Below are 18074 nucleotides of genomic sequence, written 5' to 3' on the forward strand. Positions count from 1 at the left end.
AAATATTCTTATTTTTTTCTACATAATTCGCAATTATTTTCTTAAAATAATTTTAACACTTCTTTTGTCGTTACAATCGTAGCAAACTCTTCATGTAAATTTACAAGTGTCATATTGTGAATATCCTCTGCATTATACTCTTTACCATCTAGACCTTTACGGTTAAAAGTAGCCGTTGCATCACTCACTAAATACGTTGTAAATCCTAAATTTCCTGCCATTCGTGTCGTAGTCTCCACACAATGATTTGTCGTTAATCCTACAACCACTACTGCATTACATTTGTTCTCTCTTAATTGCTCTTCTAAATTTGTCCCAATGAACGCGCTGTTAACAGATTTCTGAATAATCACTTCACCTGGTAATGGCTTCAGCTCTTCTTTAAAGTTCACCGTTTCCGCTCCTTCATAAAACATCGATTGAGCATTTTCTTTATTTACATGTTGAATATGAAAAACTGGTCGTTTCCCTTTTCTCCATTCTGCTAATAACATTCTCATGTTTTCTTCAGCAAAAAGATTATTTCTCTCGCCCCAGTATGGTAACTGAAACGCCTTTTGTACATCAATTATAATAAGTGCTATTTGATTAGTCATCATTTTCTCCTTCATTCGGCTGTAATTGAAACAGAAAACCAAGTTGTTGTGACGCAGTAATAAAGCAAACATAGGCGCAAAGCTCTACAATTTCTTTTTCTGTCCAATATTGTTTTAATACGTGAAACATAGTATCATCTATTGCTTTTCGGTCATGAACAAATGTATGCGCAAAAGTAACAGCTACACCAATCTCCTCTGCCTTTTGCACATCATCAGGTCTTCCCTTTGCCATACAGTACGGACATTCATTCCCATACGCTAATGTTCTTCTCACTTGCTCCTTCAACTCTGCTGAAAGAATTCCTTTATTGTACAGTGTATCTTCTAACGTACTCCACGAATGTAATATATCCGAATTATGCCCTAATAACTTTTGAAACTTTGTATCTCCTACATTTGATAATGAAATTCTCTCCATCATTTCCCCTCCTATTTCCTTCTGTTTTATTGTAAAATAAATAACGTTCACTTTACATTTCATATGAATCTTAATTTATATTTTTCCTTTACAAAAATCATTATTTTATTGGAGGTATATTTACAAATGCAATTAGACCGTGTTGATCGAAAAATTTTAAATGAATTATATAATGATAGTCGCCTTTCGATGCGTGAATTGGCTAAACGAGTAAACTTATCTGCTCCGTCTACTTCAGAACGTGTTCGTAAGCTCGAAAGCGAAGGTGTTATTCAAAAATACACAATCGATATTGATTATAAAAAGGCAGGACTCGTTTTAGATTGTATTCTAGAAATCACTTTAAAAAATGGTGATACAACACGTATGCAACAATTTATTCAGTCTTATCCATCTGCAAGTTTTTGTTACCGAGTAACAGGAAGCTTATGCTACATTGTAAAAATTTCTGTTCCTTCACTCGTTGAACTTGAAGATTTTATCAATGATGTTTCTTCATATGCAACGACAGTTTCTCATATCGTATTATCAGAAGTATCTCTTACTCCTGATATTGAACATATCTTCCCAGAAGCTTAATTTATTTTTATTCATAAAATACAAAAAAACCCCTTACAATAAGAATAAAAATAATATATTATGTATTAAAATACATAAAGTTCGAGAAAGGGGCTTTACATTGAAAATCTGGTTTTATGAAAAAACGGCACAATTAGATGATTTACTTGGCATTTGGGATAATGTTCCGACTATCCCTCGAATTGGTGAAAAAGTGGAGATTTTAAAAACAGTCCGCACTGTTACAGATATTAAATATGTAAAGAACGGTAATAATTTTCGTGTAGAAATTATTACAAATTAAAAAGTAGCTCCTAAGAGCTACTTTTTAATTATCTATCACGCGCTTTCTTTATTACAATTTTATCTTCTTCTACAGATACTGTTACATAATCATTTTCTTCTAATCGAAGCTTATTTACAGCCTCATCTGGTAGCTCTACAGCCATCAGTCTATCTGTTACGATCACTTGACTATACACTTCATTTTCTTGTAATGCACTCACCACTTTTTCCTCATTTATAAAGCGCACTAGTGGCACACCCACTTCTTTTACTGTACGCCATTGTTTCCAAACGTAAGGAATTAACCAAAGTAATCCAACAACTGTAAGACCAATACCGATCCATAAATTACTTTGCGCTTGTAATTCAGTAATTGAGATTGCGCTACTCTCTTCTCCACCGACAAATTGCATACTTGTTGCAATTAAATTATTTAGAGCATGTACAGCGATATTCGTCCATATATTTTTCGTCTTTATGTATAAAAGGCACATTACAATACCAAACATAAATGCACCAATAACATCAAAATGTCCTAAACCAAAAATAAGTGAAGATATGATTACAGCTTTTTTAATGCCCCATTTATAAGCCATGCGCTGTAAAAAGAAGCCTCTAAAAATAACCTCTTCCATAATAGGTGCTAATACACATGCTGAAACGAAAGTAAATATCGTCATATATATGTTACTCGTATTAATAACATTTCCTTCTTCTAACATAGTAACTAAGAAATTCGGTAACGTATGTGCTAATATGTAAAATTGAATATGAGATATACCAACTGAAAAAATCATTCCCATTATCGTTGCTAATACAATTAATCCCCACGGTAAACGTCCTGGCTTATCAAAAAAACTGTTAAACACAACATTATTTTTATTTATTTTTACGTATAACCAAAATAACGGAAATACAAAAAATACAGTTATTTGTGAAATAACCTCCATCGTATTCTCAGAAACATTTGCTAGACTTAATGGGATCATCGTAAGGAACAATCCTATAATCATCCATCCAAAAAAACTGCGTAGCCTTATACGTGAAAATGCATAGTGCATAATAGAACACCCCCAAAGATAGTAAAATAAATGGTGTGATAATTAAATTATAATATGAATATAGTTGAAATTCTCCCTATTTTTCTCAAATACTTTCGAACAATATATATAGTAATCATTCTTTTCTTACAGTTGAAATATACGAGAAAGTTATGTAATAAAAATCCCCGTTTTTACAAGCGGGGATTTCTTTTATTATAATACGTCACGTTTTTGGAATAATGCACTTGATGCTACAAGTAATACAACAAAGTATACAGCTACAAGTAATAAGGAAGTTGTAAATGTAAACTCTGTAAATGTTGGTTCCGTTCCGCCACTTACTAGTTTATTGCTATCGTACACACTTAAATTTAAATGGAAAAACACTACAAATTTCGCTACACCTTTTGCAAACATCATTAATACCATATTAATTGCTCCTTGTAAGAAGAAGAGAAACATCGTAATAATTAATGGTAATACAGACTTTCTAAATACGTTTGCTAAGAAAAATGCAAGCGTCGCAAAGAAGAACGGCGAAAGTACTTGATATAAAGTAGATTTCATTACGATTCCTACCGTTAATTCCGTTTTACTACCATCCATTACAATTCCGCCAATAATCATTGCAATTAACGTGCTAGCAAATATGATAAATACTATAGTAAGTAACACTGTAATATATTTAGAGAATAAAACTGTAATTCGCTTTCTTGGACGGATTAATAACTGCTTAATTGTACCTTTTTGGAACTCATCAGTAATCATACGAGAAGCAATCGTAATCCCAAAAATTGTTGCAAACAAAGTAATTAAACCAATCTCTGAACTTGCAAAATCTAAATATGATCCTTTAAATTCACTTCCGTCTCCCCATTTCAGCATCGCTAAAACTCCCAAAATCTCCAATACTGCAATTACACCAATTAAAATATACATACCTTTTTTCGCATGTAACTTTAAAAATTCATTTTGAATTAATTTAAACATTACGCTTTCACTCCCCCTGTAATCGCTAAGAACTCATCCTCTAACGTTTTATTTTGAACAGTAACTCCGTATACAAGCACATCGTCATTCACAAGTTTTTTTACAAGTTGTGGGATTTCTTCTTTCATGACAGATACTGCAATTACATTTCCTTGCGTCTTACCTTTAATGATTTCATTCGCTTTCTGTACTTGATCTACTTCAAACGCTACAACTACTGTCTCATCATGTTTCGCTTGTTCGTGTAAGTTGTACTCTTGCACAAACTCACCTTGCTTAATAATAACGACGCGATCACACATGAGTTCAATTTCACTTAATAAGTGACTTGATACGATTACAGCAATATTCTCTTCTTTCGCTAAACGTTGTAAATAATCTCGAATTTGGCGAATACCCGCTGGATCTAATCCATTTGTTGGCTCATCTAAAATTAAGATTTTCGGCTGATGAAGTAATGCCTGTGCAATTCCTAAACGTTGTTTCATACCAAGTGAATATGTTTTCACCTTTTTATGAATCGCGTGCTCTAATTCGACAAGCTTTACAATCTCAGCAACGCGCTCTTTACTAATTGGTGTAATTGCCATGTTCGCAAAATGCTTTAAGTTTTGCATTCCAGTCATATAATCATATAGTTCAGGATTTTCTACGATCGCCCCAATTTGCTCTAGCGCCTTTTCACGCTCCGTGCGAATACTATGACCGCAAATTGTAATATCGCCCTCTGTCATTGATATAAGACCTGTCATCATACGAATTGTCGTCGTTTTACCACTACCGTTCGGTCCAAGAAACCCGTACACTTCCCCTTCACGAACTTCAAATGATAAACCGCGGATAATTTCCGTTCCACCAATCTTTTTTCGAACATTCTCTAACTTTACTACTACATTTCCCAATGTTGATTCCTCCTTTAGGCTTCTAGTTTCTTATCGATTATGCGACCTGTTATATAAACAAATAAAACAAATATACCGATTGAAAAAGCAATACTATATAAATTCATAAGCTTTTCTGGATAAAGAAACACATTTGCTTCTGATGATTCATCTATATACACTAACTTTGTTATAAAAGCAGGTGTAGGTGCAAGTCCACCTAGCATTTCATATATCATATTGATTACTTTCGTTACTAGTAAAAATAAGAAGAAAATAATTACATACTCCATTTTTTTCTTTTTCAAAGAAAATACTTTAACGCCAGCTACTGTAAAAAGTAAAACTAACAATACACTTGATAAATTAAATACATATAACACACTGCTAAATAATTGTTTTACTATATCTAACGTAAGTGTACTTTCGGTAAATAACAATCCATAGAGTTCTGTACCTTTTATTACTTTCATCGAAATGCTATAGAAAAACATAGTACCTATTACTTCAAAACACATTAAGCTAATTGCCGCATATGACAATATTGCTAAAACAATTTTTTTACCAGATATCGGTGTTAATCGAAATAATGTACTTTCGGTCATTTTCCCAAACGCAGACATCGCCTGCAGAAATACTAATACCGCAAAAATTATATAAACTAAGAATACTAAGGCAACTATAATCATTTGCCTTACTTCTCCTGATTCTTGTTTAATATAATTCCCCATACTTACAAAAGCGACAGCTGCAATAAATATGAATGACAATAACGAAATGAAAATTTGTTTTTTATTCGCATTGTACATATATATTAAACTGGCCTTCATCTACTAAACACCTCCTTAAACAAATCCGTAACAGCTTTTCCTCTTTGGAAACGTAATTCCTCTACATTTTCATGCAATACACTCTCACCATCTTTTAAAAAGATTACTTCGTCAAAAATATTTTCCACTTCTCCAATTAAATGTGTTGCAATTAAAATAGTACAGTCTTCGCGATAAAACTGTAAAATAAGTTCCAGTACATGCTCCCTAGAAACGAGATCAATCCCGCCCAATGGTTCATCTAGTACGTATAACCTCGCTTTCCTCGAAAATGTTAAAATAATTTGTAGCTTTTCAACCATACCTTTTGATAAAGCTGTAATTTTTTCTTCTAACGGTATTTTAAATTCCGCAATTGTATCTACCGCTTTTTGAATGTCGAAGTCTTTATAAAAATCTCGATAGAAGAATAAAGAATCTTTTACCGTCATCCAATCATCAAATACTGGTTTATCCGACATAAAAGAAACAATTTCTTTCGTTTCTAATCCTACCTTTTTACCAGCGATTGTAATACTGCCTTCGGAAGGATGCTGCAGACCGGCAATCATTTTCAATAACGTCGTTTTCCCGCTCCCGTTATCTCCAACGAGTCCTATAATTTTCCCTTCCGTAATCTCTATGTTTAATTCACGGATCACTGCTTTCAATCCGTATCTCTTCCATAAGTTTTCTATTTTTAATAACTCTGTCATTCGCTCTCCTCCCTCTTCTCGTGTAATGAAGAGCGAAGGATTGTAAGAATTTCTTCTTCTGAAAAACCTAAATTGTCCATTCCATCTATAAAAGAATGAAGTAATTCTTTCGCCATCTCTTTTCGCAGCTCCATAATTTTCTCCCCTTCATTCGTTACATATCGTCCCATTCCTCTACGTGTGACAACAACCCCATCCCGTTCTAGCTCTTGAAATGTACGCTGAATCGTATTTGGATTTACTTGTAATTCACTCGCTAATTCACGTACAGAGGGAATTTTATCACCCGGCAATAAATGTCCTGTTACGATTTCTTTTTTTATGTATTCCATTACCTGAATGTAAATTGGTGTATTTGGAGAAAACTCTATTTTCATTTCTTCCCTCCTTTTGTATTGGTGTACTAGTTAAATAATACACTGATACAAATAGTTTGTAAATACCCATTTAATTACAAAAAAGTTCTATCCATTTGCTGGATAGAACTTTTTAAACAAAACTCGTTATACAAAAATAATAGTGTTATGTAAACAAATCCATAAAGAAAAGCTGTCTTATCAATGAATAAGACAGCTTTTCTTTATGAGTATATATTAAAAATCAAACACGAAGTCATCATCAGCTAACTTTTCAACGTTCGTTGCTTTTACGTAACCATTCCCTTTTACAGAGAAGAAATCATGGTTTTTCGTATCTGTACGTAAACCATTTAAAACGATTGGGTTAATTTCTTCTTCTTCAAACTTCGGCTCAAGTCCTAAGTTCATAAGTCCTTTATTCGCATTGTAACGAACGAAACGATTTACATCCTCTACAAGACCGATAGAAGTGTAAATTTCTTCTGTGTATGCCATTTCAATTTCATATAGTTCCATTAATAACTCTTGTGTTTCTTTTTGCACTTCTTGTTGATCTTCTGCAGAAAGTTCTGCGAAGAGTTGTTGTGCTAAAATACCGACGAATACGCCGTGAATTGACTCATCACGAATTATTAGGTTAATAATCTCACCACTTGCTGTCAATTTACCTTGACCTGCTAAGTAAAGTGGGTAGAAGAATCCACTATAGAATAAGTAACTTTCTAAGAATACACTTGCTACCATCGCCATGTATAACTCTTTTTTCGTTACTTCAGGCTTTAATAAACGACGATAGTAACTAGTAACAATACCAGCTTTTTTCTCAAGTAATGGATGATTGTCTACCCATTCAAAAATATCATCAATTTCTTCTTCAGTAGCTAACGTTGTGAAAATATGACTGTAACTCTTCGCATGTACTTCTTCCATAGCTCCCATGAAAGCTAATACACTTTTCGCTTGTAAATTTTCAAGATGAACAAGTACAAGTGGCATCCCTTCGCCACCTTGTTTCGTATCTAAAAGTGTTAAACCACCTAATACACGCTTATAAGCAATCTGCTCTTCTTTTGATAATTGTGCCCAAGTATTTTTGTCAGAAGATACTGCGATTTCTTCTTCTGTCCAAAACTGAGCGATGTTTTGCTTCCAAAACATTAAACTAAAATCATCTTCTTTTTTGTTCCAGTTTACCGCACGCATTCAATCGCCCCTTCTCTAAATAAACATGAAAAATTGATAACTAAGCATGAGCAGGGTTCAGAAAACCCTGCTCATGATGTCTCACTTTTTATATTAAACGGTACAAGCTACGCACTCTTCCACGCTTAACTTACGTGTTCTCGTATAATAAAGACTCTTTAAGCCTTTTTTATGTGCATAGATGTAGTAACGTGCTAATTCACGTGTTGAAATATCACTATTAACGTAAAGAATTGTACTAATTCCTTGGTCAATATGTTCTTGGATTTCTGCGATTAAATCAATTAATTTAAACTGATTCATATCGTAAGAAGATTTATAGTACCAGAACGTATCTTTTGATAAATACGGCATTGGATAATATGTCGTCGCATTCGCATATGTTCTTGATTCGATTTGACTTACGATCGGCATTACGCTTGAAGTTGCATTTTGAACGTAACTGATAGATTGTGTTGGAGCGATAGCAAGACGGTATGAATTATATAATCCATTCTTCTTCACTTGCTCTTTTAAACTTGTCCAATCTTCTTTTGTTGGAATATGAATTCCTTCAAATAGTTGCTGAACTTTTTCAGTTACTGGGCTGTAATCTATCGTTTCGTACTTTTCAAAGTATGTGCCATTCGCATAATCAGACTTATCGAAGTCTTTAAATGTTTCGCCTTTTTCTTTAGCGATTTCCATACTTTTCTCAATAGAGTAGTAATTTAACATCATAAAGAATGTACGAGCGAACTCTTTTGCTTCTGCACTTTCATATGCGATTTTGTTTTTTGATAAATATCCGTGTAAGTTCATTGCGCCAAGTCCAACTGAATGAAGCTCATCATTTGCTTTTTTCACAGTTGGTGCATTCGGAATGATCGTCATATCAGACACAGCTGTTAAAGCTTCCATTCCCGCATGAACAGCTTCACGAATTTCTTTATTTTCCATTACATTTACGATATTTAACGATCCTAAATTACAGTTAATATCACGACGGATAATATCATCTGTACCGTAATCATTTATTTCAGAAGTTTCTTGAAGCTGGAAGATTTCTGTCTCGAATGTTCAACCGAGTCCGCTACTCCTCAGTCCGTTGCTCATGCAACTGCTGTATGTCACCATACAGGACAGACTATATCATCACCTACAGCATTACCTGATTAGGTGCTCCGCTTTTCGAACGCCAATCGCTTGCGCTCTACTCCCATAAGGGATAGTCGTTAGGCTTTTACTTATCTTACATACTTCAGAAAGTCTCTTATTACTTTATGTTGTCCCATAACTCTGCTATACAAAATAATAAGATACATTCTGAACTTTTATATTTTCATTCTAAGATAAGATTTAGCACGGTAGGTTACCTCAAATTTGAGGCTTTCCCCGTTTAACGGAGTTTTCGACTAGCATTTCTACTAGAAGGTGCTACATATTTAACACAAGTTCGACATCTTCACAGTTCCAATATCCTTCAGTGGATGTTGGTTATTTGCATTTGATTTAAACATTAAGTATGGGTAACCAGACTCAAGCTGAATCATAGCAATTTTAATAAGCATATCACGTGCACTAATATCTAGCGGCTTCTTCTTCACTTTCGGATTGCTCATTAATTCATCGTACATTTCATCAATGTCTATATCATCTAAATGCTTTCCGTATTCTTTATACACCGTATAAGGCGCGAAAACATGGAAAGGTTCGTTTTTCTCAGCAAGCTCAAAGAACTTACTTGGAACGATAATTCCGATTGATAGAGACTGAATACGGCTCTTCTCATCGGCATTTATTTTTTTGGTATCAAGGAATTCAATAATATCCCAATGGAAAATGTTTAAGTATACTGCGCCGGCACCTTTTCGTTGCCCAAGTTGATTTGCATATGAAAACGAATCTTCAAGTAATTTCATAACAGGTACTACACCACTTGCAGCGTTATCGATACCTTTAATTTGCTCACCGCGTGCACGTAGCTTAGACAAGTTTAAAGCTACTCCACCGCCGATTTTTGATAATTGCATTGCAGTATTAATGTTAAAGCCGATTGAATTTAAGCTATCATCCATCTCTAACAAGAAACAAGACACCATTTCTCCTCTTCTGCTTCGTCCCGCATTTAAAAAGGTTGGTGTCGCTGGTTGGTAGTTTTGTTTTACAATCATGCTTGCGAAGTGTTTTGCCTTCGCAACATCACCGCGTCCTAAGTATAATGAAACAATTGCTACACGATCTTCATAGCTTTCTAAGTATTGTTTTTGATCATTTGTTTTTAACGCATAATCTTTGTAGAACTTAGATGCTGCCATATAAGATTGGAACTCGAAGTTTTCACCATAAGCGATGTTATATACCTCTTCTACTTCCTCCAAGCTATACTCGTCCAGAACGTTGTAATAGTAATCATATTCTTTCATATACTCCATTCGCTCTGCCACGCTATTAAAATGAACGGTATTTTCTCTAGCTTCTTCCATAAAGACTTCTAATGCCTCTTTATCTTTATGAAGCTGATAAAAACCGTCCTGCATTTGCGTGATTTCATTATTCAGTTCAATGTGTCGCAATCTCCCGCACCCTTTCCTTAAAATATTCTACATCATTATTTGTTCCTGATAACTCAAATTTTGATACAATAGGCACTTCATATTTAGCAGAAATTTTGTCAGCACTTGCACCGAACATGTCTCCCCAGTTACGATTGCCGCTTGCAGATACGCCTTTTAATTTTTCATTATTGCGCTCTAAAAATTCTAAAACACGTTCTGGTACATTGCCAAAACCTGTTGTATACGTAATTAAAACAAAGTCTTCATCTATTACTAGATCTTCACCAATTTGAACGGCCGGCATATTTAATTTGTGAATGAAACGCTTCACGTTTCCTGTCATAGAATCATATGCAACTATCATTTCCGACCCTCCCTCTCCAATCTATACTCTCTGTATGTTGTTTCTTGATTTCTCTATATATTGTATTACGTTTCAAAATAAGACACAAGATATATGTATAAATTCTTTCTTTTTTTAAATTTTACTTTTCGACAAGACAGTCGATTTTTTTCAATACAATGACTATGAAACAACATTCTAAAACTCATGTCAATAAAGTGCTTTTCAAAAAAGTTGTCAACGAATTTAACCTTATTTTAAAAAAAGTTACCAATATATTTTGTCATAAAACGGCAAATGCTGGAGGAATATATTTCTCCAGCATCACGCAAAAAAGAACAGACATGAAACGATAATCTGTTCTAAAAAACGATTACATTTATCAGTTTTACTTTATTAAATATTATACATATACTTTCGGTTCGCGTTACATACTAAAAGATAACTATTATAGAAAAAGATTATTATTATGGAAATTCAACTTATTTATGAAAAGATTATTCTGAGTGCTCAATGCGCAAAATATCTTTTACAAATATATGATGTGGATTTTCATCTTTATCAATCATTGTACATACAGGAGCTTCTTCATCAAAGTACACAATCATTCCTTCTACGTACTGATATGTATGTTGAACTTGTACGGTTACTTTAATTTCTATAGCCTCTTCATATGCTCTTTTTATTTTCTGAAGCATTTTTGCCGAACACTTTCGTTTCTCTGGATACATGACCATCCCCATAAACCTATTGCCAGCTCTATCTTTCCACATATAATCCCAATGCGGTAATATGCCTTGTTTAAAATCGCCCATAATTCCCCTCCCTATATTCTTCTAGTTACGAACGTGGCGTTTCTGAATATGTATAAATTACTTGTCCGCCGCGCTGTGCGTTCCCAATAATATGTTTAAAATCTTCTCGACTTACTACAACTTCTCTGAACGTATAAAATACATCTTTCGTAACAACATACTCCTTTATTTCACCATTTTTCAGCTGATCCAAAATTGCATTTGCTAATTCTTTATCCATGTATTTCACCTCTATGCAATATTTTATTTTATCGTATATTCTATAGGTCAACAACTGTAAAATTATCCAGGTGCTATACCTTCATTTCATTTTCATTATTTTTCAAAAAAGATCTCTTTAGTATATGTCCACTAAATATCATATACTAACATAGCTACTTCTCTATATCAATCATTTCAGTATTCAATTATGCAAAGTTCCATACCACTATGCTACAATATATAAATAGAATTAGGAGGGATACTATGATTCGGAAAGCAAAAAAGACAGATGCGAAGGCAATTGCACCTTTATTATATAACGCTCTGCACGAAATTGCTGAAAAAATCACAGGCAGCACAGTTGAGACAGAAGTATTACTAGGACTTGAAACATGGTTCTCAAAAGAGAGAAATCGACTGAGCTATGAAAACTGTTTTGTATATGTACAAGACGGGGTTGCAGTTGGGGTTATTGTCGCTTATCACGGTAGTGAAGCAACAAGTCTTGATGCACCAATTGTACATTACTTAAGAGAATTACATAAAGATGAATCAATTACATTAGAAAAAGAAGCTGAACTTGATGAATATTACATTGATACATTATCAGTTTCAAGTGCATATGGCGGAAAAGGAATCGGTTCTCAATTAATTGAAGCTGCTGAAATCCATGCAACTGAAAAGGAGCATGAAAAAATCGCATTACTTGTTAATTTAGAAAACAAACGTGCCTATTCACTATATGAAAAACTAGGTTATAAAAAAGATCAAATCGTTATGCTTGTAGGCGAACCTTATGCACACCTCGTAAAAACATTAAACATCAAAATTTCTATGTCTTAAAAAGAAAGCACACGATTTATATATAAATCGTGTGCTTTTATGTTAATTTTGTATTTAATATATTTCCATCCATCGCTTCGTGGAATGTATAGGTTGTACATCCCCATGGCTTCCTATGTAAAATAGGAGAACCAGACCATCCCATCGCTCTCAGCTCCGCACCAACCATTGCATTAATGTAATTATGACCTACAAGAGCAATACTTCCATGTACGAGAGCATAACGGTGTAATAAGTAAGCCGCTTGCCTTGCCCTCTCTCTTACTTCCTTATAAGACTCAACACCTTTATAGTAACCAAGTATCCATAATGTTCGCCCGATAAACATCCATACGTTAGGTTTACATTTCAACCATGTTGGAGCATAAAAATTCGTCGGAATTTCAGCTTCCCTAAAAAGAGAATTTTGCATAAAAGATAAAGAATTCATTAATTCAGCTGCTGACTGTATAGCACACCTTTGATCACTCGTTACAATCAACTTTGCTGCTTCAACCGCTTCCATTGTTTCCATTGGTATAGGTGCTTTTTCTGTTATAGTATGTAAGTCATATCCTTTCATCCATTCATGAAAGGATGTAACCGTCATTGGTTCTATAGTACGATCTAAGCGGCCATGACGAATAAAAGAAATCTTCATTCTTTCCACTCTCCATTCATCACTTACGAACTCTATTATGTACTATTTTTAAATATCATACCACGCAAAAAAAGAAAGTTATACACCTTTACATATCCCCACCACTCTCATGTGTGACCCCAGCATGTATACCATCCATCCCATCAAAATATGTAGTCGTTTCATGATGACGAATCTTTTTTAAATTTATATAAGAAAATACAAATAAAGTTAATGCTATAACACTCCCCACAAATTCAAACATCATTTTACCGCCTCTAATTTCTCCCACTTTAGTAGGTTATTGTATTTTTTCATTATACCCCTATATAAAGATGCACGCATTTAAACCGTTCTTTTTTTCTAATAACTTGGAGTTCTTGCATATTTTCTTACAAAATGTGAATATTTTTCGAATTTTTACTTTGGAAACATTTACAAACTAGACAATATGGTTCAAAATAAGAGGAAATAAAAAAAAACCAAAATTATTCTTTTTTTGGAAAACTGTAACAAGGAGAGTTGCTTATGCAGATCGCAGAAACTGGAGATATCATTGAATTTAAAGGTGGAATGCAAGGCCGTGTTCAAAAAGTAAATCAAAACTCCGTTATTGTAGATATAACAATTATGGAAAATTTTAGAGAACTAGATATGGAACCTCTTACAGTTGTAAGTCATAAAAACTATACTGTCATTAATCAAAATGCATAATATAATAGAAAGAAAGGATCTGTATAACATACAGATCCTTTCTTTCTATTATATTAACGATTATCAATTGTTTCTGGATATAGATCATGGTTCATCATACGGTAGTCTGCCATTTGTTCATACTTCGTGCCTGGGCGACCGTAGTTGCAGTAAGGATCAATTGAAATCCCTCCACGTGGTGTGAATTTCCCCCATACCTCAATGTAACGCGGATCCATTAATTTAATTAAATCATTCATAATAACGTTCATGCAATCTTCGTGGAAGTCACCATGATTGCGGAAACTAAATAAATATAGCTTTAAAGATTTACTCTCTACCATTCTTTGTTCTGGAATGTAGCTAATATAAATTGTTGCAAAATCTGGTTGACCTGTTTTCGGACATAAACTTGTAAATTCAGGGCAATTAAATTTCACAAAATAATCACGGTTTGGATGATTGTTATCAAATACCTCTAAAATTTCTGGGCTATATTCAAATAAATATTTTGTATTTTGATTTCCTAATAAAGTTACATCTTTTAAATCTTCATCTAATCTTCCTGCCATTTTAAACATCCCTTCTCATTATACTCCGCGTTTATTTCCCCATACTAACGCATGAAGCTGTGGCAATACTTTTGCATTATTCATTTCTTTACAGTTAACCGCTTTTTCAATAAGCCACTCGTATTTATCTAATAATTTTTTAATCAACATCGCATCATCCACAGTTTTTGTATCATCATTCCCTACTTGTAAGAAGAATGGAACATTTGGATAACGTTCGTGCATCTTAACTGCATACTCAAAGTCATAATCGTCAAATACTACTACCTTTAAACTAATATCTTTTCCTGCTAGTTTCTGAATAACAGCATCTAACTTCTGAAAATCAGTATTCATCGTCGAACTTGGTGGTTTTGGAGAAATCGTTATCTCATCAATTTGAAGTAACCAATCTTGCCATTTACTCCCTTGCGTTTCGATTGCCGTCCGCATTCCATTCTCTTTTAATATAGAAAGAAGAAACTCAATATTTTTCAACAATGCTGGATTTCCACCTGAAATCGTAACATGAGAAAAATTTTCGCCACCAATTTCTACAAGCTCGTTCCAAACGTCCTCTGCTGTCATCTGTCTAATTTGTTCCTTAGCCGATCCATCCCACGTAAAAGCAGAATCACACCATGCGCAACTATAATCACAGCCAGCTGTACGGATAAACATCGTCTTTTGTCCCACAACCATTCCTTCACCTTGAATGGTCGGACCAAATATTTCTAAGACAGGGATTTTACTCATCGAGCATCCACTCCCGTCTTACTTCCGCATAACTAGTTGGCGTCTCGAAAAGACGAACAAATTCAACACGAGCTCCTTTATATTCGTTCGCACGATTATCTTTTAGTAATGCTTCTGCCATCTTTTCATAAATCCAAACGACCATGTTTTCAGCAGTCGTATTCATTGCTGGTAACGTTTCGTTTAAATAACGATGGTCTAAATAAATTTCTATTTCATTCTTCCAAATTTCTTTTATATCTCCAAAGTCAATCGCAAGACCTATTTCATTTACATATCCACTAATCCCAAATACAACTTTATATGTGTGACCATGTAAGTTTTTACATTTCCCCTCATAACAGTGTAAATGGTGTGCTGCATCAAATGTAAATTCCTTGCTGACCATTACTCTTTTATTATGATATTTGAGCTGTTTACGCTGAATATCCTTGTCCATTTTTTGCAAATTTTCTACGATGCGAAATCCAAAGAAATTATCCATTAGTTATTTGCTCCTTCGCGTTCTTGTAGGTACGTATCTAATCCTGCTTTACGAAGCTGACATGCTGGACATTCACCGCAACCATCACCAATGATTCCGTTATAACATGTTAATGTTTTTTCTCGAACAAACTCGAATGCTCCAAGTTCATCTGATAATTTCCATGTTTCCGCTTTATCAATCCACATAAGTGGTGTATGAATTACGAACGGATAATCCATGGATAAATTTAAAGTAACGTTTAACGATTTCACAAACACGTCACGGCAATCTGGATAACCACTGAAATCAGTTTCACATACACCCGTTACAATATGACGTGCTCCAACTTGTTTTGCTAATACAGCAGCAAATGATAGGAATAGTAAATTTCGTCCATCTACAAACGTCGATGGCAATTCACCTTCTTCATGTGTAATCTCCATATCCGTTCTCGTTAACGCATTTGGAGCAAGTTGATTTAATAGACTCATATCTAGCACCGTATGTTTAATTCCTAGCTCTTTCGCAATTTCCGCTGCACAATCAATTTCTAGTTTATGACGTTGATTGTAATTAAACGTTACAGCTTCTACTTCTGCAAACTGCTCTATTGCCCAAAATAAGCATGTCGTACTATCTTGTCCTCCACTAAAAACAACAACTGCCTTTTCTTTTTTCATTTCACTCATTCTCCTTCTCTACTACGAATAAGAAGAAAGAACGTTCTTGAACTGTCACAATAAAAAAACAAAACAATACCTAAAGATATTGTTGTTTCCATAGTTTTTTATAGAGGGAGTTCGCGAACCTCTCCCGTGCAATGCACGGAATTCCTTCTTTCATTGACAAAGCTTATTGTAACATATTGTATACTACCAGAAAAATTTTCTGATTTTTCCGCTATTTTTCATTTCATTTCTTTCATTTTATAGTATGATGAATTTAATGCGAGAAGAGAGGAGGCACCCCACTGAAACCCTTTATTATTTATCTCTTTCTAAATATATTATTCATCCTTGTTACAATGCTCGTATACCATTTATTTTGGAATCAAAAAGGGAAACGTTCTCCTAAATTAAATTCAGCTATATTTATTGCATTATGTTGCCTCGCTACCATACTATGTATTACTTTCGGAGCAAAAACAAATTATGGATTTCAATTTGATATGCGCCATATCGTATTAATTGTCGGTACATTAACAGGGGGCCCTATTGCTGGTGCTTCCATCTTAACTGTATTAAACATATACCGCTTCTTATTAGGGGGAATAGGTGTTTTTCCATCCCTTATCGCTTCGGTTCTACTGTTTATTGTTCTACTATTAACATACAAACTATTTAACCGAAGTTCTAATCGAATAAAAATAGCACTCGCTATCTTTTACAGTCTCATATTTAGCTTGGGCTGGGTACCTTCTTTCCTCTCAGAGGTTACAAATAGCGCCGATTACATACCCCATATTATCGTGTACGAAATATGTACAATAATTGGAACAATCCTTATTTTATATTTGCTACACATACTACAAATGCAAGTTCGTCTTCAAAACGAACTTATGAATGCCGAAAAATTCCATTTAATTGGAGAAATGGCAGCGTCCATCTCTCATGAGATTCGCAATCCATTAACTTCAACAAAAGGATTTTTACAACTCTTGCAGTCAAATACATGCACTGAGCAAGAGCGAAAATTATATATCGACATAGCCATCAACGGAATCGAACAAGCAAATCATGTTCTTACAGACTACTTAACTTTCGCGAAACCAAGTATTGAAAAAGAACAACAGTTACAAGTAGAGGAAGAATTATTGCATGCCTTATCTTTAATCACACCTCTTGCTAATTTAACAAATGTTCGTATCCACTATATCAAACAAAGTACATCTTTCTATATCGCTGGTGAAAAACAAAAACTAAACCAATGTTTATTAAATATTTTAAAAAACTGTATTGAGGCAATGCCTACAGGCGGTGATCTCGTACTCACTTTAGTTCCAGACCATAAGCATATACAATTGTATATAAAAGATACAGGAGTTGGTATGGATCAAGAACAAGTAAAACGCCTTGGATCCCCTTTCTACTCAACGAAAGAAAAAGGAACTGGTCTTGGAATGATGGTCGTATTCAGTGTTATTCAAGCTATGAACGGAAAAATTGATATTATAAGCGAAAAAGGTACAGGTACAACCTTCTTATTAACTTTTCCACTCATACAAAAAACGTGATGAAATACTCATCACGTTTTTTCTGTTCCTTCAACTAATTCAGCAAAGGCTTTCACTTTACCATGTGGTTTTTGATTTTCTTTACGTGCTTTCCACGCGCGCTCTTCTTCTTTCTTTTTCTTGGACATACTTTTCAACTCCTTCTATTCTTTCTCC

At 34.2% G+C, this 18074-nt stretch carries 25 protein-coding genes, 1 pseudogene and 1 riboswitch; of the genes and pseudogenes, 5 read left to right on the top strand and 21 right to left on the bottom strand.

Going from position 1 to position 18074, the window contains the following annotated elements; translation table 11 throughout:
- Positions 1-41 precede the first annotated feature (41 nt).
- Together AC1DMU_RS09190 and AC1DMU_RS09195 are read right to left on the bottom strand one after the other, a co-directional pair.
- The gene (locus AC1DMU_RS09190) at positions 42-596 is read right to left on the bottom strand and encodes a cysteine hydrolase family protein (protein WP_142291695.1); all 555 of its coding nucleotides are present in this window, start codon (positions 594-596) and stop codon (positions 42-44) included.
- Positions 589-1017 carry a carboxymuconolactone decarboxylase family protein gene (locus AC1DMU_RS09195; RefSeq protein ID WP_088062598.1) on the bottom strand — a complete coding sequence of 143 codons (429 nt, stop codon included), beginning with the start codon at positions 1015-1017 and terminating at the stop codon, positions 589-591. Before AC1DMU_RS09195 ends, AC1DMU_RS09190 begins: the two co-directional genes overlap by 8 nt.
- 126 nt (positions 1018-1143) lie before the next feature.
- Between AC1DMU_RS09195 and AC1DMU_RS09200 the strand changes: the two genes are divergently transcribed.
- Complete coding sequence (locus tag AC1DMU_RS09200) at positions 1144-1596, top strand: Lrp/AsnC family transcriptional regulator (protein WP_088062596.1); 453 nt, start codon at positions 1144-1146, stop codon at positions 1594-1596.
- A gap of 100 nt (positions 1597-1696) precedes the next feature.
- On the top strand, positions 1697-1879 hold the full coding sequence (locus AC1DMU_RS09205) for a DUF3913 family protein (RefSeq protein WP_000707107.1): 183 nt from the start codon (positions 1697-1699) through the stop codon (positions 1877-1879).
- Between the two features lie 28 nt (positions 1880-1907).
- Here the strand turns inward: AC1DMU_RS09205 and AC1DMU_RS09210 are convergent, their stop codons facing one another.
- The 12 genes and pseudogenes from AC1DMU_RS09210 to AC1DMU_RS09265 all read right to left on the bottom strand — a co-directional run bounded on the left by AC1DMU_RS09210 (position 1908) and on the right by AC1DMU_RS09265 (position 11776).
- Entirely contained in the window at positions 1908-2921 is a 1014-nt protein-coding gene (locus AC1DMU_RS09210; protein ID WP_215559016.1) for a CPBP family intramembrane glutamic endopeptidase, read from the bottom strand.
- Positions 2922-3116: 195 nt separating this feature from the next.
- Positions 3117-3893, bottom strand: coding sequence for an ABC transporter permease (locus tag AC1DMU_RS09215; RefSeq protein ID WP_088062593.1), 777 nt, complete (start codon positions 3891-3893; stop codon positions 3117-3119).
- A complete protein-coding gene (locus AC1DMU_RS09220; protein ID WP_088062591.1) occupies positions 3893-4795 on the bottom strand; it encodes an ABC transporter ATP-binding protein in 903 nt (300 codons plus the stop codon). Before AC1DMU_RS09220 ends, AC1DMU_RS09215 begins: the two co-directional genes overlap by 1 nt.
- A 14-nt stretch (positions 4796-4809) precedes the next feature.
- Complete coding sequence (locus AC1DMU_RS09225) at positions 4810-5604, bottom strand: ABC transporter permease (protein ID WP_087984819.1); 795 nt, start codon at positions 5602-5604, stop codon at positions 4810-4812.
- The gene (locus tag AC1DMU_RS09230; protein ID WP_048544987.1) at positions 5601-6299 is read right to left on the bottom strand and encodes an ABC transporter ATP-binding protein; all 699 of its coding nucleotides are present in this window, start codon (positions 6297-6299) and stop codon (positions 5601-5603) included. The genes AC1DMU_RS09225 and AC1DMU_RS09230 overlap by 4 nt, the downstream gene beginning before the upstream one ends.
- Positions 6296-6676, bottom strand: coding sequence for a GntR family transcriptional regulator (locus tag AC1DMU_RS09235; protein ID WP_000687513.1), 381 nt, complete (start codon positions 6674-6676; stop codon positions 6296-6298). The genes AC1DMU_RS09230 and AC1DMU_RS09235 overlap by 4 nt, the downstream gene beginning before the upstream one ends.
- A gap of 216 nt (positions 6677-6892) precedes the next feature.
- Positions 6893-7861 carry a class 1b ribonucleoside-diphosphate reductase subunit beta gene (gene nrdF / locus AC1DMU_RS09240; RefSeq protein WP_060489487.1) on the bottom strand — a complete coding sequence of 323 codons (969 nt, stop codon included), beginning with the start codon at positions 7859-7861 and terminating at the stop codon, positions 6893-6895.
- Positions 7862-7954: 93 nt separating this feature from the next.
- The gene (locus tag AC1DMU_RS09245; protein ID WP_306628300.1) at positions 7955-8905 is read right to left on the bottom strand and encodes a ribonucleotide reductase large subunit; all 951 of its coding nucleotides are present in this window, start codon (positions 8903-8905) and stop codon (positions 7955-7957) included.
- 383 nt (positions 8906-9288) lie between these two features.
- Positions 9289-10416, bottom strand: a pseudogene (locus AC1DMU_RS09250) (ribonucleotide reductase N-terminal alpha domain-containing protein); the annotation flags it as partial.
- Positions 10403-10762, bottom strand: coding sequence for a class Ib ribonucleoside-diphosphate reductase assembly flavoprotein NrdI (gene nrdI, locus AC1DMU_RS09255; protein ID WP_000634376.1), 360 nt, complete (start codon positions 10760-10762; stop codon positions 10403-10405). The gene nrdI and the pseudogene AC1DMU_RS09250, both read right to left, overlap by 14 nt.
- A gap of 476 nt (positions 10763-11238) precedes the next feature.
- Positions 11239-11556 carry a hypothetical protein gene (locus tag AC1DMU_RS09260; RefSeq protein WP_000502198.1) on the bottom strand — a complete coding sequence of 106 codons (318 nt, stop codon included), beginning with the start codon at positions 11554-11556 and terminating at the stop codon, positions 11239-11241.
- A gap of 25 nt (positions 11557-11581) precedes the next feature.
- Positions 11582-11776 (bottom strand): hypothetical protein, encoded by a 195-nt coding sequence (locus AC1DMU_RS09265; protein WP_000356682.1) that lies wholly within the window; start codon positions 11774-11776, stop codon positions 11582-11584.
- 245 nt (positions 11777-12021) lie between these two features.
- On the opposite strand from AC1DMU_RS09265, the gene AC1DMU_RS09270 reads away from it, so the two are divergent.
- Entirely contained in the window at positions 12022-12600 is a 579-nt protein-coding gene (locus AC1DMU_RS09270) for a GNAT family N-acetyltransferase (protein ID WP_088062589.1), read from the top strand.
- A gap of 37 nt (positions 12601-12637) precedes the next feature.
- Here the strand turns inward: AC1DMU_RS09270 and AC1DMU_RS09275 are convergent, their stop codons facing one another.
- A complete protein-coding gene (locus AC1DMU_RS09275; protein ID WP_088062586.1) occupies positions 12638-13240 on the bottom strand; it encodes a histidine phosphatase family protein in 603 nt (200 codons plus the stop codon).
- An 88-nt stretch (positions 13241-13328) separates the two neighbouring features.
- Positions 13329-13484: a hypothetical protein gene (locus tag AC1DMU_RS09280; RefSeq protein ID WP_002096778.1), complete on the bottom strand. Its 156-nt coding sequence runs from the start codon at positions 13482-13484 to the stop codon at positions 13329-13331.
- A gap of 263 nt (positions 13485-13747) precedes the next feature.
- Here AC1DMU_RS09280 and AC1DMU_RS09285 point away from each other — a divergent pair, with 263 nt between their 5' ends.
- On the top strand, positions 13748-13933 hold the full coding sequence (locus AC1DMU_RS09285; protein WP_001165081.1) for a YkvS family protein: 186 nt from the start codon (positions 13748-13750) through the stop codon (positions 13931-13933).
- Between the two features lie 53 nt (positions 13934-13986).
- Here AC1DMU_RS09285 and queF read toward each other — a convergent pair whose 3' ends face one another.
- The 4 genes from queF to queC are packed head-to-tail and all read right to left on the bottom strand — an operon-like array spanning position 13987 to position 16365.
- Complete coding sequence (queF, locus tag AC1DMU_RS09290) at positions 13987-14484, bottom strand: preQ(1) synthase (RefSeq protein ID WP_000918895.1); 498 nt, start codon at positions 14482-14484, stop codon at positions 13987-13989.
- An 18-nt stretch (positions 14485-14502) separates the two neighbouring features.
- Positions 14503-15219 carry a 7-carboxy-7-deazaguanine synthase QueE gene (gene queE / locus AC1DMU_RS09295; RefSeq protein ID WP_088062584.1) on the bottom strand — a complete coding sequence of 239 codons (717 nt, stop codon included), beginning with the start codon at positions 15217-15219 and terminating at the stop codon, positions 14503-14505.
- A complete protein-coding gene (queD, locus tag AC1DMU_RS09300; protein WP_000368411.1) occupies positions 15212-15703 on the bottom strand; it encodes a 6-carboxytetrahydropterin synthase QueD in 492 nt (163 codons plus the stop codon). The genes queE and queD overlap by 8 nt, the downstream gene beginning before the upstream one ends.
- The gene (gene queC, locus AC1DMU_RS09305) at positions 15703-16365 is read right to left on the bottom strand and encodes a 7-cyano-7-deazaguanine synthase QueC (protein WP_000711595.1); all 663 of its coding nucleotides are present in this window, start codon (positions 16363-16365) and stop codon (positions 15703-15705) included. The genes queD and queC overlap by 1 nt, the downstream gene beginning before the upstream one ends.
- A 93-nt stretch (positions 16366-16458) precedes the next feature.
- A riboswitch (PreQ1 riboswitch) is annotated at positions 16459-16502 on the bottom strand.
- Between the two features lie 207 nt (positions 16503-16709).
- Here queC and AC1DMU_RS09310 point away from each other — a divergent pair.
- A complete protein-coding gene (locus AC1DMU_RS09310) occupies positions 16710-17918 on the top strand; it encodes an ATP-binding protein (RefSeq protein ID WP_088062582.1) in 1209 nt (402 codons plus the stop codon).
- Positions 17919-17929: 11 nt separating this feature from the next.
- Here AC1DMU_RS09310 and AC1DMU_RS09315 read toward each other — a convergent pair whose 3' ends face one another.
- Positions 17930-18046, bottom strand: a complete 117-nt coding sequence (locus AC1DMU_RS09315; RefSeq protein ID WP_000038254.1) for a DUF6254 family protein — start codon at positions 18044-18046, stop codon at positions 17930-17932.
- Positions 18047-18074: the final 28 nt, after the last annotated feature.

Source organism: Bacillus sp. 01N45 (assembly GCF_056399205.1).

What these genes read in the sequence shown, in the direction of transcription:
- queE (WP_088062584.1), bottom strand. Translation starts at nt 15,219, where the DNA reads ATGAGTAAAATCCCTGTCTTAGAAATATTTGGTCCGACCATTCAAGGT.
- AC1DMU_RS09190 (WP_142291695.1), bottom strand. Translation starts at nt 596, where the DNA reads ATGACTAATCAAATAGCACTTATTATAATTGATGTACAAAAGGCGTTT.
- queF (WP_000918895.1), bottom strand. Translation starts at nt 14,484, where the DNA reads ATGGCAGGAAGATTAGATGAAGATTTAAAAGATGTAACTTTATTAGGA.
- AC1DMU_RS09270 (WP_088062589.1), top strand. Translation starts at nt 12,022, where the DNA reads ATGATTCGGAAAGCAAAAAAGACAGATGCGAAGGCAATTGCACCTTTA.
- AC1DMU_RS09280 (WP_002096778.1), bottom strand. Translation starts at nt 13,484, where the DNA reads ATGTTTGAATTTGTGGGGAGTGTTATAGCATTAACTTTATTTGTATTT.
- AC1DMU_RS09285 (WP_001165081.1), top strand. Translation starts at nt 13,748, where the DNA reads ATGCAGATCGCAGAAACTGGAGATATCATTGAATTTAAAGGTGGAATG.
- queC (WP_000711595.1), bottom strand. Translation starts at nt 16,365, where the DNA reads ATGAAAAAAGAAAAGGCAGTTGTTGTTTTTAGTGGAGGACAAGATAGT.
- AC1DMU_RS09225 (WP_087984819.1), bottom strand. Translation starts at nt 5,604, where the DNA reads ATGAAGGCCAGTTTAATATATATGTACAATGCGAATAAAAAACAAATT.
- AC1DMU_RS09265 (WP_000356682.1), bottom strand. Translation starts at nt 11,776, where the DNA reads ATGGATAAAGAATTAGCAAATGCAATTTTGGATCAGCTGAAAAATGGT.
- AC1DMU_RS09275 (WP_088062586.1), bottom strand. Translation starts at nt 13,240, where the DNA reads ATGAAGATTTCTTTTATTCGTCATGGCCGCTTAGATCGTACTATAGAA.
- AC1DMU_RS09260 (WP_000502198.1), bottom strand. Translation starts at nt 11,556, where the DNA reads ATGGGCGATTTTAAACAAGGCATATTACCGCATTGGGATTATATGTGG.
- AC1DMU_RS09195 (WP_088062598.1), bottom strand. Translation starts at nt 1,017, where the DNA reads ATGGAGAGAATTTCATTATCAAATGTAGGAGATACAAAGTTTCAAAAG.
- queD (WP_000368411.1), bottom strand. Translation starts at nt 15,703, where the DNA reads ATGGATAATTTCTTTGGATTTCGCATCGTAGAAAATTTGCAAAAAATG.
- AC1DMU_RS09215 (WP_088062593.1), bottom strand. Translation starts at nt 3,893, where the DNA reads ATGTTTAAATTAATTCAAAATGAATTTTTAAAGTTACATGCGAAAAAA.
- AC1DMU_RS09315 (WP_000038254.1), bottom strand. Translation starts at nt 18,046, where the DNA reads ATGTCCAAGAAAAAGAAAGAAGAAGAGCGCGCGTGGAAAGCACGTAAA.
- AC1DMU_RS09200 (WP_088062596.1), top strand. Translation starts at nt 1,144, where the DNA reads ATGCAATTAGACCGTGTTGATCGAAAAATTTTAAATGAATTATATAAT.
- nrdI (WP_000634376.1), bottom strand. Translation starts at nt 10,762, where the DNA reads ATGATAGTTGCATATGATTCTATGACAGGAAACGTGAAGCGTTTCATT.
- nrdF (WP_060489487.1), bottom strand. Translation starts at nt 7,861, where the DNA reads ATGCGTGCGGTAAACTGGAACAAAAAAGAAGATGATTTTAGTTTAATG.
- AC1DMU_RS09235 (WP_000687513.1), bottom strand. Translation starts at nt 6,676, where the DNA reads ATGAAAATAGAGTTTTCTCCAAATACACCAATTTACATTCAGGTAATG.
- AC1DMU_RS09310 (WP_088062582.1), top strand. Translation starts at nt 16,710, where the DNA reads ATGCTCGTATACCATTTATTTTGGAATCAAAAAGGGAAACGTTCTCCT.
- AC1DMU_RS09230 (WP_048544987.1), bottom strand. Translation starts at nt 6,299, where the DNA reads ATGACAGAGTTATTAAAAATAGAAAACTTATGGAAGAGATACGGATTG.
- AC1DMU_RS09210 (WP_215559016.1), bottom strand. Translation starts at nt 2,921, where the DNA reads ATGCACTATGCATTTTCACGTATAAGGCTACGCAGTTTTTTTGGATGG.